Annotated in this window: 9 protein-coding genes and 1 pseudogene; 4 read left to right on the forward strand and 6 right to left on the reverse strand. The window is 71.5% G+C overall.

Features of this window, described 5'->3' with window-relative positions; genetic code table 11:
- Nucleotides 1–234 (reverse strand): hypothetical protein (locus C1J01_RS51580; RefSeq protein ID WP_220040327.1); only part of this gene is annotated, 234 nt, incomplete at its 3' end.
- 414 nt (nt 235–648) lie between these two features.
- On the opposite strand from C1J01_RS51580, the gene lexA reads away from it, so the two are divergent.
- Nucleotides 649–1,356 carry a transcriptional repressor LexA gene (gene lexA, locus C1J01_RS39215; protein WP_111184025.1) on the forward strand — a complete coding sequence of 236 codons (708 nt, stop codon included), beginning with the start codon at nt 649–651 and terminating at the stop codon, nt 1,354–1,356.
- A gap of 650 nt (nt 1,357–2,006) precedes the next feature.
- On the opposite strand, the gene C1J01_RS39220 is transcribed toward lexA, so the two are convergent.
- Nucleotides 2,007–2,537 (reverse strand): nitroreductase family protein, encoded by a 531-nt coding sequence (locus tag C1J01_RS39220; protein WP_220040328.1) that lies wholly within the window; start codon nt 2,535–2,537, stop codon nt 2,007–2,009.
- Between the two features lie 373 nt (nt 2,538–2,910).
- The gene (locus C1J01_RS39225) at nt 2,911–3,753 is read right to left on the reverse strand and encodes a nucleotidyltransferase domain-containing protein (protein ID WP_181449214.1); all 843 of its coding nucleotides are present in this window, start codon (nt 3,751–3,753) and stop codon (nt 2,911–2,913) included.
- Between the two features lie 65 nt (nt 3,754–3,818).
- Between C1J01_RS39225 and C1J01_RS39230 the strand changes: the two genes are divergently transcribed.
- A complete protein-coding gene (locus C1J01_RS39230) occupies nt 3,819–4,928 on the forward strand; it encodes a MalY/PatB family protein (protein ID WP_235854956.1) in 1,110 nt (369 codons plus the stop codon).
- Nucleotide 4,929: 1 nt separating this feature from the next.
- Here C1J01_RS39230 and C1J01_RS39235 read toward each other — a convergent pair whose 3' ends face one another.
- Nucleotides 4,930–8,079 carry a S41 family peptidase gene (locus C1J01_RS39235; protein ID WP_111184030.1) on the reverse strand — a complete coding sequence of 1,050 codons (3,150 nt, stop codon included), beginning with the start codon at nt 8,077–8,079 and terminating at the stop codon, nt 4,930–4,932.
- Nucleotides 8,080–8,229: 150 nt separating this feature from the next.
- Between C1J01_RS39235 and C1J01_RS39240 the strand changes: the two genes are divergently transcribed.
- The gene (locus tag C1J01_RS39240) at nt 8,230–8,658 is read left to right on the forward strand and encodes a hypothetical protein (protein WP_111184032.1); all 429 of its coding nucleotides are present in this window, start codon (nt 8,230–8,232) and stop codon (nt 8,656–8,658) included.
- Between the two features lie 49 nt (nt 8,659–8,707).
- Nucleotides 8,708–9,676: a TIGR03557 family F420-dependent LLM class oxidoreductase gene (locus C1J01_RS39245; protein WP_111184034.1), complete on the forward strand. Its 969-nt coding sequence runs from the start codon at nt 8,708–8,710 to the stop codon at nt 9,674–9,676.
- Here C1J01_RS39245 and leuS read toward each other — a convergent pair whose 3' ends face one another.
- Together leuS and C1J01_RS50500 are read right to left on the reverse strand one after the other, a co-directional pair.
- Nucleotides 9,677–12,157, reverse strand: coding sequence for a leucine--tRNA ligase (gene leuS / locus C1J01_RS39250; RefSeq protein ID WP_111184036.1), 2,481 nt, complete (start codon nt 12,155–12,157; stop codon nt 9,677–9,679).
- Nucleotides 12,158–12,733: 576 nt separating this feature from the next.
- Nucleotides 12,734–13,045 (reverse strand): annotated as a pseudogene (locus C1J01_RS50500) (hypothetical protein); the annotation flags it as partial.

Here is a 13,045-nt window from a genome sequence, read left to right on the forward strand (position 1 = left end):
CCCCGCGGGAGTGCCCACGTCCACGCCCCGCGCCCGGCCGGCGGGGGCGCGTCGCCGGATGGCGGGCGCGGTGTCCGGCTCCGGCACACCGGCTCCGCCGGCCCCCGCCCGCGTCCCCGTCGGTGCGCCTCCGTCGGCACTGCGCGTCCTCCCGCCGTGGCGCGGGTCCGAGCGCCGGCTCGCCACCGTCATGTCGTCGTCGCCTCCCGTACGCGGCGGCGGGACGAGGCGCAAATGGGGCCTTCCTCCACCACTCGAACGGGACCCCAACCTCTTCGCGGAATTCCGGCGGAGCGTGGCCTGCGCGCGCGTATTGTCTCCACGTCGATCCGTACTCCGCGTGGCATCGGCGAGCAAGGTGAGCTGATGGGTGTCTTCGCTGGTCGTGTCCTTGTTTATGGGCGTTCGCATGGATGACCTCCTGCCGTGCGGCCTGAGGAAAAGGCCAAATAAAGATCAGCAAATCGAACACGGTGTCGATCGAACTCCCGTACGATGTTGTACACCACACAGGCGATAATTTCGAGGAAGACTCGAACAATTGTTTGAAGATGATCTTCAACAGCGATAACGTCGCTGTGTGCGACATCGAGACCACGGACCGGGAGGTCCGCCGGTGAGGCGGGCCGCCAGGCGAGGAGGAGCAGCATGACCGAGCGGGATGACACAAGCGGGGTCAGCGACCTCGCGGTGCGCCGACGAGACTCCCTGGGGCTCACCCCCAGGCAGCGCAAGATCCTCGAAGTGATCCGCGACTCGGTGCAACAACGCGGATATCCGCCGTCCATGCGCGAGATCGGCGAGGCGGTGCAGCTGACCAGCACCTCCAGCGTGTCACACCAGCTCACCGCGCTGCAGCGCAAGGGCTACCTGCGCCGCGACCCCCACCGGCCGCGCGCGCTGGAGGTCCGTCTCCCCGGCGAGCCCGTGCTATGGGTCGACCCCGACGCCGGTGACGAGGAGCCCACGGTCAGCCGCCCGACGGCCGCCTACGTCCCCCTCGTGGGCCGCATCGCCGCCGGTGGCCCGATTCTCGCCGAGGAGAGCGTCGAAGACGTCTTCGCGCTGCCCAAGCAGCTCGTCGGCGAAGGCACGCTGTTCCTCCTGCAGGTGACCGGTGACTCGATGATCGAGGCCGCCATCGCCGACGGCGACTGGGTGGTCGTCCGTCAGCAGCCGGTGGCCGAGAGCGGCGACATCGTCGCCGCCATGATCGAGGGCGAGGCCACGGTCAAGACCTTCAAGCGCAAGGACGGTCACGTCTGGCTCGTCCCCCACAACCCCAACTACGAGCCGATCCCGGGCGACGAGGCCAGCGTCCTGGGCAAGGTCGTGGCCGTGCTGCGCCGCCTGTAGCCAGGACGCGGCCCGGGCACTGACCAACGGCCGGCGCCCGGGCGCCGGCGGTAACGCGATCGCGACGCCGCCGACCTGGCCGGCACACCGACGCAGGAGGCCCCAGCCGCCGCCCACCGCCCGACGGGAGTTCGGCACCGGTGACCTGAGAGCCGAACCAGCGCGTACGGACCCGCTACGGGCGCTGCGACCTCCGGCAAGGCAGAGCCGCGCTGACCACGACGGACGTGACCGGCGACGGGTGAGATCTGCGACGGTGAGATCTGCGGCAGCCTCCCGGCATGTGGCGACGCGTATTGGCTCCACGGCAATGGCCCCCAACAGCGACGCATGAACCGTGCCCAAAGCCCTCGTGACTCTCGCGACCCGACCCGACCTGCGCTGCGCGAGCACCGCCGCCACCTTCCTGGTGGACCGGTCAGCGTCTTCCATCCGCGACGGGTCGCGGCCGCGCAGGCGCTCCGGACGTCGACGTCGGCCTGGTGACGGACATGTCGGCATCGATCACTTACCGCCGTTTCTCTTCGGGTGCTGGCCGGGCGTCCCCTCCGAGAAGGTGGTCGGACGGGTCATGGTCTGGGTCGCCGCTGGTCCATGGCGTGTGTCTTGCGCCGGCTCGCCGGTGGGGAGGTCGGCGCGGGTGCAGGGTGTTACGGGCCTAGCCAGCGGACGAGGTGGTCCAGGGGGAGGCGGCCGGACGGGATGGCGGATGTGCCCTTGGGTGCAGGGGCCGGGTAGCCGAGGGAGATCGCGGCTCGGACCTTCCACGGCGGTTCGACGTCGACCAGGCGTCCGGCCTGCTCGGCGTTGGGCGCCGGGAAGAAGGACGCCGGGCAACTTCCCAGGCCGACGGCGTGTGCGGCGAGCATGAGGTTCTGGACGGCGCGCCCCGCGTCGAACTCCGCGTCCTCACCGCCCGTCCCGTGATCGATGGCGAGCAGGACGACGACAGGGGCCGTGGCCAGGTGTCCCGCATACCCGCCGAGCGTGCTCAGGCGCTTCTGCAGGGTGTGGTCTCTGACGACGACGAACCGCCACGGCTGGCGATTGCGCGCCGACCCGGTCCACCGGGCGGCCTCCAGCACCTTGAGGATCTCGCGGGTCGGGACCGGCTCGTCGGTGAACCACCGTACGGCCCGCAGGCCGGTCATCGCCTCCCATGCCTCCTCGCGCAACGCCACCCACGCCTTTCCCGATCTCTGCCGCCGTGCATGCCCACGACATCATCCCTGGCGAGCCCGGTGCCCGGCGACCTCGTACGGTACGGCGTGACCAGAGGTTCAGGGCGGCGCGGATCACCCTTCCGTCCGGGTGGTCGCGAGTCGGTGACGAGCGCTGGGCTCCACGCGGTGACCGGCGCCCGGGCAAGCTGGACAGCCGTCGCCCGATGGCGCCCGGGGCCGGGCGCGACCGGCCGGAGCGCGGCCACACGCGACCCTGCGTACCTCACGGCGTCGGGCTCCCCGAGCAGCGCTGGGCGTCCGTCTCGCCCCCCCGGGGAAGGGCACGCCCAGTCGAAGGGGCGATGTGCGTCTCCGCCTGGGCGGGCCGGGGTCAGCGGGAGGTGTAGAGGTTGTGGGCGGCGGTGATGGCGTGGTCGGCGAAGGACAGGACGTCCTGGCGGCGTTCGAACGGGGAGGCGTACAGGGAGCGGCGCGGCGTGCCGAAGTGGTCGGCGAGGCTGCCCAGGAGACCTGACGCCGTCGGCAGGGCGGTGTCCTCCTCGCGGAGGCGCAGCGCTTCGTTCAGAACGCGGTGCCAGCGCTCGGGGAACGCCTGCAGCGCGTGCAGGGCCGCGCCCGTCTTGGAGGTGAGCTCGCCGGTCGCCAGCGTGTAGTGCAGCCGGGAGACGCCCGTGACCAGCCAGACGGTGGCGTACCCGCCGAAACAGGCCAGCCCCCACGGCGAGATGATGCGGGAGGCGCGGGTGACGAGGCGACGCCAGTAGTGGTCGAGGTTGCCGTCCGTCCAGGCGGCCAGGGCGGCGGGATCGTGCCAGATGTCGAGATCCTTCGGCTTCGGCCCGCGGCAGGTGATCCCATGGCGCGCCAGGGTGTGCCAGGTGACCGGGTTGACGTCGCCGCGCCGGTCGAGGCGCCCGGCGTGCGCCTGCGGGCGCTGCCCGAGCGTGGCGGGGTCGCGGCGGAGGTCGTCCCAGGTGAGATAGACGCCGTCGAACGGGTGTACGCCGAGCCTGGTGTGGATGCGTTCGATGACCTCCACCGGCGGCGGCTCGCTCGTCACGGCCACGAAGTCGACGTCGCTCGTCGTCGGCCGGTAGTCGCCCAGTGCGGCGGAACCCTCCAGGTAGAGCCCCTCCACCAGCCCGGGGGCCTCCGCGTCGGCCAGGGAGAGGTACATGTCGACGATCGCGTCGACCTTCGGGTGGGGCGTCATGGCCGCACAGCCTGCCACAGTCGCCGCCGACGCCTCATCACAATCGTCGATTCTAGAATGGTCGGGTGAACCGTGCATATCCCCCCGTAGACCTCAAGTCCACGCACGATGGCCTCAAATGGGCAGCGGTCGAGCCGGGCGTCATCCCCGCCTGGGTGGCCGACATGGACCTGCCGACCGCGCCCGAAGTCGTCGAGGCTCTGCGGCGGCGGGCCGGCGGCGACCTCGGCTACCCGACGTGGCTGGACAAGCCCGGCGCCGGCCCGCTGGCCGAGGCGTTCGCCGAGCGCATGACCGCGCGCTACGGCTGGGCGGCCGGCCCGGAGCACGTGCGCTCGTTCACCGACATCAACCAGGCGCTCCAGGTGCTCCTCCACGTCTGGACGGCCCCCGGCGACGGCGTGGCCCTGCACACCCCGGCCTACCACCCGTTCCTCGGCACGCTCGACCTCATGAAGCGCCCCCTGCGCCCGATCCAGATGGTCCCGGACGGCGGCACGTGGCGCTTCGAGGTGCCCGACCTGTCCGGCTGCCGAGTGCTGCTGCTGGTCAACCCGCACAACCCGACCGGCCGCGCCTTCACCCGCGCCGAGCTGGAGGAGCTGGCCGAGCACGCCGAGCGTCACGACCTGCTGGTGATCTCCGACGAGATCCACGCCGACCTGGTGTACGAGCCGCACCGGCACATCCCGTTCGCCACGATCCTCCCCGAACGTACGGTCACGCTCACGTCGGCGACGAAGGCGTTCAACCTGGGCGGCATCCGCTGCTCGGTCGCGCACCTCGGTCACCCGGGCGTCCGCGCGGCCCTGGAGGCCGAGCCTCCCTTCCTGTACGGCTCCACGCACGTCTTCGGCGTCGAGGCCACGGTGGCGGCCTGGCGCCACGGGGACGCCTGGCTGGCCGACACCGTGGCGCTGCTCAACCGCAACCGCCACATGATCGCCGCCCGCCTGCCGGCCGGGGTCGGCTACCGGATCCCGGAGGCGACGTATCTGGCCTGGCTGCAGGTGGGACGGCCGGGGGTGGCGGAGGTGCTGGAGCGTGAGGCCCGCGTCCGGCTCAACGACGGCGCGGCGTTCGGCCCCGGTGGCGAGCATTGTGTCCGGCTGAACTTCGCCACCACCGAGGCCATCCTCGCCGAGATCCTCGACCGCCTGGCCCGCGCCTGGTGACTCACGCCAGGGGCGGCAGCTCCGGCGGCACGGCGGGCGGGTGCTCCTCCAGGGCGGCGAGCGCGAGCTCGATCGCCTTGTCGAGTTGCGGGTCCCGCCCGGCGACGCGGTCCTGGGGCGTGATCAGAACCTCGATGTCGGGGTCGACGCCGTAGTTCTCCACGCTCCAGCCCTGTCCCGCCAGCCAGAACGAGTAGCGCGGCTGGGTGACGCGGGTGCCGTCCACGAGGGAGTAGCGCGAGTCGATCCCGATCACGCCGCCCCAGGTACGGGTGCCGACCAGCGGCCCGATCCCGCGGTTCTTGATGCCCGCGCTCACGATGTCGCCGTCGGAGCCGGCGAACTCGTCGGTGACCGCGACCACCGGCCCGCGGGGCGAGTCGCTGGGGTAGCGCCGCGGCTTCTTGCCGCGGGCCAGGTCCCAGCCGACGACCTTGCGCGACAACTTCTCCAGCACCAGCTCGGACAGGTGCCCGCCGCCGTTCTCGCGCACGTCCATGATCAGGCCGTCATAGGCCATCTCGGTACGCAGGTCGCGGTGGAACTGCGCCCACCCGGAGGCCACCATGTCGGGCATGTGCAGGTAGCCGAGCCGGCCGCCGGAGGCCTCCCTGACGTAGGCGCGGCGGCCGTCCACCCAGTCGTGGTAGCGCAGCGGCGTCTCGTCGGCGATCGGGCAGACCACGACGCGGCGCACGTCCCCGCCGGAGGCGGGCCGCACGGTCAGCTCGACGGGCCGGTCGGCGGTGCCGGCCAGCAGGGCGAGCGGGCCGCGTACCGGATCGACCGGCCGGCCGCCCACGGCGAGGATCGCGTCACCGGGACGGATCGCGACGCCGGGCGCGAGCAGCGGCGAGCGGGCGGCGTGGTCGGACGTCTCGCCGGGCAGGACGCGCGTGACCCGCCACACCCCGTCCTCGTCCCTGGCCAGGTCGGCGCCGAGCAGGCCCTGGCGGCGCCGGGGGTCGACGCCGGCGCCGTTGCCGATGGCGTAGGCGTGCGAGGTGCCGAGCTCGCCCTGCGTCTCCCAGAGCAGGTCGATCAGCTCGGAGTGGGAGCCGATGCGCTCGACCAGCGGTTCGTAGCGGTCGAGCACGCCCTGCCAGTCGACGCCGTTCATGTCCTCGCGCCAGAAGTGGTCGCGCATGAGCCGGCCCGCCTCGCGGAAGCCCTGCCGCCACTCGGCCACGGGGTCGATCTGGACGGAGATCCGGTCCAGGTCGACGGTGACGACCTCGTCGCCCTCGGTCGCGGCGCGGGTCTGCAGGCCGTTCTTGCCGTTGAGGACGAGCCGGCCGCCGTCGCCGCTGACCTCGAACGCCCGCACCTCCTTGCCCAGCTCGGCCTTGGCGCGCTTCTTGAGGTCGTACCGCTCGAGCACCGTCTCGGCGTTGTGCTCGGTGCCGTCGCCGAGCTGCCCGGTGAGCGGGTGCCTCAACCACAGCAGCGCGTCCTTGGCGGTCCGCAGGTTGGCGTAGCGGCCCGCGGGCACCGGCACCGGCACCACCCGCGAGGCCAGCCCCTCGGGGTCGACCTCGGTGCGCGGCGGCGCGTCGTCGTCCTTCGGGGAGTCCTTGGCGGGCTTGTCGTCCTCGCCGTTGAACCCGCGCCCCTGCAGGGAGGGGTCGAACGGCGAGGGCGTCGTGGCCTGCAGCGGCACGATGTACGGCTTGCAGCCGTGCGGGAACGACATGTCGAAGACGTGGACGTCGTAGACCGGGTCGAACGTCCGCACCGACAGGAACGCCAGATGTTTGCCGTCGCGGGTGAACACCGGGTCGTAGTCGGCGAAGCGCACCGGGGTCACGTCGATCACGGAGGTCCCGTCGAGCCGGCCCATCCGGATCTGCGACAACGACTCGTCGTGCGGATGCGTCCAGGCCAGCCACGCGGAGTCGGGCGAGAACGTCAGCCCGCTCACGTCGCCGTCGCTCGTGCGGTCGAGCTCGCGGACGTCGCCGCTGTCCAGATCGACGACCAGCAGCCGCCCGTCGTGCGAGGCGACGGCCACGTGCTTGGCGTCGGGCGCGGCGGCCAGCTCCAGCACCCGCCCGAGCTGCCCGGTGGCCAGCGTGCGGATCTCGCCACCGGGGGCGCCGACCTCCAGGCCGTCCTCGCCGGAGGCGTCGGAGACCCACACGGCGCGGCCGGAGGCGTCGAGGACGCGCGGCAGCCGTACGCGGACGCCGGGCTCGGCGCGCAGCACGCCCGCGGGCCCGTCGCGGTGGGTGACCCAGTGGGCGGTGCCGCGGATCTCCACGACGCTGGCCCGCCCGGTGGCGTCCGGGGAGAAGTCGCCGGCCCGCAGGGGCGCCGGCCGCCGGGCCCGTCCCGGGCGCGGCCCGCCGAGGCTGATCTCCAGCCGGCGCGGCTCGGCGTCCAGGCTCTCCAGCAGCCAGAGGTCGCCGGCGTGGCTGTAGATCACCCGCTCGCCGTCGCTGGTCACGTGGCGGGCGTAGAACTGCTCGTGTGAGGTGTGCTTGCGCAGGTCGGAGCCGTCGGGCAGGGCGGAGTAGACATTGCCGTTGCCGTCGGCGTCCGACAGGAACACGATGCGGTCGCCGACCCAGCTCACCGACCAGTACTGCGCCGTGCTGTCGGCGAACAGCCTGGTGAACTCCCCGCTCCCCTCGGCGTCGACCCAGATCTTGCCCGCGGTGCCGCCCCGGTAGCGCTTCCACTGCGACGGCTCCCGCCACAGCGACGAGACGGTGGCGACCCTGACGCCGCTGACGGCCACGTCGCTCACCCATCCGTACGGCAGCCGCGTCGCCGGTCCCCCGTCGAGCGGAACCGCGTACGCCCAGCGCCTGGTGCGCGAGCTCTCCCCGGCCGAGCTGATCGCGAGCACGTCGCCGTCGGCCGTCCAGCCGAACGCGCCCGTCGTGGCGCTCCCCCAGTGCGTCAGCCGGTCCCCCTCCGGACCGTCGATCTCGGCGGCGAACACCTCGGGGACACCCTCTCGGGTCCCGGCCCACGCGATCCGGCTGCCGTCGGGGGAGAATCTCGGGTTCGACACCGGCACGCGGTCGGCGGTGAACCGCCAGGCCCTGCCACCGGTGATCGGTGCCAGCCAGACGTCGTCGTCGGCGACGAAGGTGACCAGGTCACCGTGCAGATGCGGGTATCTCAGGTATGCGCCATTTCTCACAGCTAGACACTAATGCGCCAGGCCAAGGGCAGCTCACGATTTACCCCCGCATTCCCCTCCCAGCGTACGGGCGTCGCCCTAGGAACCACCAAGCCCCGACATGTCGCGAAATATCGGGGAAGAGGAAGACAGAGCAACTTGTGAGGGGATATGAGGATCTTCGCTCGGATGCACCAGCTGCCGCCCCGCATGGCCGCCGGCGTGTACATCCTGAACTCAGGCTTCACCAAGGCGGGCGCCGACGAGGAGGCCGCCAAGGCCACGCACGGCACGGCGGTGACCGCCTATCCGTTCCTGCGGCGCGTGGACCCGGTCGCCTTCACCCGCATGTTGTCGAAGACCGAGATGGCCCTGGGCGCCGCACTGCTCGTCCCGGCCGTGCCGTCACTCGCGGCCGGGGCCGCGCTGACGGGCTTCGCGGCCGGCCTGATCGGCCTCTACCTCCGCCTTCCCGCGATGCGCCAGGAGGGCAGCCTGCGCCCGTCGGAGCAGGGCATCGGCATGGCCAAGGACGTCTGGCTGCTGGGCATCGGCCTGGGGCTGGTCATCGAGGAATGGCGGGCCTGCCGCCGCCATTGATCTCCGCGCCCTGGACACTAATCCGGACAAACCAGGGTAGCCAGGGCGCATGGTACAAATCGGCTACACCTTGATGTCCGAGCAGACCCCCGCCCGCGAGCTGGTGGACTACGCCGCCGCGGCCGAGCGTATCGGCTTCGACTACGCCGTCATCTCCGACCACTATTTCCCGTGGCTCGAGGAGATGGGCCATTCGCCCTACTGCTGGTCGGTGCTCGGCGCCGCGGCCCAGGTCACCGATCGGCTGCCGCTCATGACGTACGTGACCTGCCCCATCATGCGCTACCACCCCGCCGTGGTGGCGCAGAAGGCGGCCACCATGGGCGTGCTCAGCAATGGCCGGTTCACGCTGGGCCTCGGCGCGGGCGAGAACCTCAACGAGCACGTCATCGGCGAGGGCTGGCCGCCCGTGGACACCCGGCACCGGATGTTCGCCGAGGCCGTGCAGATCATCAGGAAGCTGTTCAGCGGCGAGTACGTCACCCACCAGGGCGAGTTCTACGACGTCGACTCCGGCAAGCTCTACGACCTGCCCGAGCGGCAGGTGCCCATCGGCATCGCCGCCTCCGGCGGCCAGTCGGCGGAGCTGGCCGCGGAGTACGGCGACCTGCTCGTGGTCAACGAGCCGATGCCGGAGGTCGTGCAGCAGTTCAACGCCGCCGGCGGCGAGGGCAAGCCGATCTACGGCCAGCTCGCCATCTCCTACGACACCGACGCCGAGGCCGCCAAGGAACGCGCGCACCGGCTGTGGCGCTGGGCGAGCGCGGGCGGCTGGAAGGTCATGGCCGAGCTGCCCGGCCCGGTGAACTTCGCCGCCGCCACCGGCACCGTACGCCCCGACGACGTGGCGCAGAGCGTGCCGTGCGGCGCCGACGTGGACGCCGTCGTACAGGCCGTCAAGCAGTTCGCCGACGCCGGGTACACGCACGTGGCGCTCGTGCAGATCGGGCACGACCAGCAGCAGCCCTTCTTCGACTGGGCGGAGAAGGACCTGCTGCCGGCCCTGCGCAACCTGTGACTAGGGGACGATGTTGACCAGCTTGGGCGCCCGCACGATCACCTTGCGCGGCATGCCCTGCAGGTAGGGCGCGATCTTCTCCGACGACAGCGCCAGCTCGCGCAGCTCGTCCTCGGCGATGCCGGGCGGCACCTCCAGGCGGTCGCGCACCTTGCCCGCCACCTGCACCACGCAGGTGACCGACTCCTGCACCAGCAACGCGGGGTCGGCCGCCGGCCAGCCGGCGAACGCGACGGGCCCGGTGCGGCCCAGCCGCTCCCAGCCCTCCTCGGCGGTGTACGGGGCCACCAGCGACAGCAGGATCGCCAGCGTCTCCGCGGCCTCGCGCACCGCCGGATCGGCGGGGCCGGGGCCCGCGTCGATGGCCTTGCGCGCGGCCGAGGTCAGCTCCATCATCCGCGCCACCGCGACGTTGAAGCGGTAGGAGTCGACCAGCTTGGTGACCTCGTCGATGGTGTGGTGGGTGACCTTGCGCAGCGCGACGTCACCGCTCTCGAACGGCACGCCCGGCTCGCTGGTCACCTCGGACATCACGCGCAGCGCCCGCGCCAGGAACTTCTGCGAGGCGGCCGGCGAGACGTCGGCCCAGTCGATGTCGTCCTCGGGCGGCCCGGCGAAGACCATGGTCAGCCGGACGGCGTCGACGCCGTACTCGTCGATCTGCTGGCCCAGGTCGACGCCGTTGCCCAGGGACTTGGACATCGCCTTGCCGCCGTTGATCACCTGCCCCTGGTTGAGCATGCGCGCGAACGGCTCGGTGAAGTCGACCATGCCCATGTCGTGCAGCACCTTGGTGAAGAACCGGGAGTACAGCAGGTGCAGCACGGCGTGCTCGATGCCGCCGACGTACTGGTCGATCGGGCCCCACTTGCGCACCTGCTCGACGTCGAACGGGCCGTCGGTGTAGCCCGGCGAGCAGTAACGCAGGAAGTACCACGACGAGTCGACGAAGGTGTCCATCGTGTCGGTGTCGCGCTTGGCCGGCCCGGAGCACTTGGGGCACTCCACGTTGACCCACTCGGTGGCGCTGGCCAGCGGGGAGACGCCCTTCGGCGCCAGCGCCTCGCCGCGCAGGTCGGGCAGCGTGACGGGCAGCTGCTCGTCGGGGACGGGCACCTCGCCGCAGTCGGGGCAGTGGATGATCGGGATCGGCGTGCCCCAGTAGCGCTGGCGCGACAGCAGCCAGTCGCGCAGGCGGTAGTTGACCGTGCCGCGGCCCCTGCCCTCGCGCTCCAGGTGCTCGATGATCGCTCGGATCGCCTCGGCCTTGCTCAGGCCGTCGAGCGGGCCGGAGTTGACCAGCGTGCCCTCGCCGGGGGTGGCCTCGCCCGTCTCGCCGGGGTCGGCCAGCCCGGTGTGCACGACCACCCGCACCGGCAGGTCGAACTTGCGCGCGAAGTCGAGGTCGCGCTGGTCGTGGGCGGGCACGGCCATGATGGCGCCGTGGCCGTAGTCGGACAGCACGTAGTCGGCCGCCCAGACCGGGATGCGCTCGCCGTTGACCGGGTTGATCGCGTAGCGGCCCAGGAAGACGCCCGTCTTCTCCTTGTCGGTGGACAGGCGCTCGATGTCGCTCAGCCGGGCCACCTCGGCGCGGTAGGTCTCGAACGCGGGCCGCTGCTCGTCGGTGACGATCTCGTCGGCCAGCGCGGCGTCGGCGGCCACGACGAAGAAGGTGGCACCGTACAGGGTGTCGGGGCGCGTGGTGTAGACGGTGACCGGCTCGTCGCGGCCCTCGATCTCGAACAGCACGTCGGCGCCCTCGGAGCGGCCGATCCAGTTGCGCTGCATGGTCAGCAGCCGCTCGGGCCAGCCGTGGAGCTGCTCCATGTCGTCCAGCAGGCGCTGCGCGTAGTCAGTGATCTTGAAGTACCACTGCGTCAGCTCGCGGCGGACGACGTCGGCGCCGCAACGCTCGCACTTGCCGGCCACGACCTGCTCGTTGGCCAGCACGGTCTGGTCGTTGGGGCACCAGTTGACCAGGCCGCCCTTGCGGTAGGCCAGGCCGCGCTCGAAGAAACGGATGAACAGCCACTGGTTCCAGCGGTAGTAGTCGGGGTCGCTGGTGTGCAGGCGGCGCGACCAGTCGAAGGCGATGCCGTAGCGCCGGAACGAATGGGCCTGGGTCTCGATGTTGGCGTACGTCCACTCCGCGGGGTGGGCGTTGCGCTTGATCGCGGCGTTCTCCGCGGGCAGGCCGAAGGAGTCCCAGCCGATCGGGTGCAGGACGTTGTAGCCCTGCTGCATCCAGTAGCGGGCGACGACGTCGCCGATGGCGAACACCTCGCCGTGGCCCATGTGGAGGTCGCCCGACGGGTAGGGGAACATGTCGAGCATGTAGCGCCGCCCACGGGGGTCGGCGTCGTCGTCGCTCGCCCGGTAGGGCTCCTGCTCCTCCCATCGCTGCTGCCACTTGGCCTGCAGCGCCTGCGGGTCGTACTCACTCACGGCTACTGTCCTTCTGGCTTGACTCGGGCCCATCGGTTCGGGCGAGCAACGCCGAGTTTACCCGGCGGGGGCATCGCTTCCCCGACGACTGTTCATTTGTTCGAAACGGGCGGCGCCTCCGCCTGGGGTGCGCCGCCGCCTTCCTGGAGTCACAAGAAAACCCCCCGTGGACAACGAGGGGTCGAGCCGCGACGGCGAGATCTCAGGGCCGTCGCGGCCCGCTAAGAAGCAGGGTCGCCGAACGCATGTGTCAAGCCTAGCGCACGTCTTCGGCGGAACGCCGATACTCCGAGCAGGCCCGCGGGCACAATGGACCCTTCAGGTCCGGTGAGACCTGATGGTGATGTATCCGTTGTGACCTCATTCGTCCCCCGAGAATAGCCTTGGCACCGTGGTATACCCAGCTGAGCCCCATAGACCGGAGGCCGACCTGCCCTTGCAGGATCCGCCGACCGATCCGCATGGCTTCGCTCGTTTCGCTGCGGGACCACCCGTATCTCCTGGAAAATCCCATGAGATCATGCCTGATACGTCGAATCCGGATATAACGGGTAATCCGGACAGATCCTCGGGAGGGCCGGCAGTAATGGCGACGGAGAATTCCGGACCTCATGTGCCGGCGTCCTGGCCGGAGGCGCCCCGCAGGGACGCGCGGCCCGACGCGGCGCAGGCCGCGGCACCGGTGCCGACGTCATGGCCGGAGGTTCCCCCGAACGACGCCCGCCCCGCCGAGCCGTCCTGGCCCGAGCCGCCGCGCCAGGAGCCGTCGTGGCCCGAGCCGCCGGCTCCGGCCCGTCCGCGCCACGGGTCCCATGCCGCGGACGGCAATCCCGGCGCCTCCTCCGGCATGCCCGGCGCCACCTCGGGAGCGCCCGGGGGCCCGTCCTGGCCGGAGGCCCCGCCCCAGGCCCCCTCCTGGCC

Origin of the sequence: Nonomuraea aridisoli (genome assembly GCF_003236395.1) — a bacterium.
Classification (GTDB): Bacteria; Actinomycetota; Actinomycetes; order Streptosporangiales; family Streptosporangiaceae; genus Nonomuraea; species Nonomuraea aridisoli.

What these genes read in the sequence shown, in the direction of transcription:
- C1J01_RS39225 (WP_181449214.1), bottom strand. Translation starts at nt 3,753, where the DNA reads ATGACGCCCCACCCGAAGGTCGACGCGATCGTCGACATGTACCTCTCC.
- C1J01_RS39240 (WP_111184032.1), top strand. Translation starts at nt 8,230, where the DNA reads ATGAGGATCTTCGCTCGGATGCACCAGCTGCCGCCCCGCATGGCCGCC.
- leuS (WP_111184036.1), bottom strand. Translation starts at nt 12,157, where the DNA reads ATGGGCCCGAGTCAAGCCAGAAGGACAGTAGCCGTGAGTGAGTACGAC.
- lexA (WP_111184025.1), top strand. Translation starts at nt 649, where the DNA reads ATGACCGAGCGGGATGACACAAGCGGGGTCAGCGACCTCGCGGTGCGC.
- C1J01_RS39245 (WP_111184034.1), top strand. Translation starts at nt 8,708, where the DNA reads ATGGTACAAATCGGCTACACCTTGATGTCCGAGCAGACCCCCGCCCGC.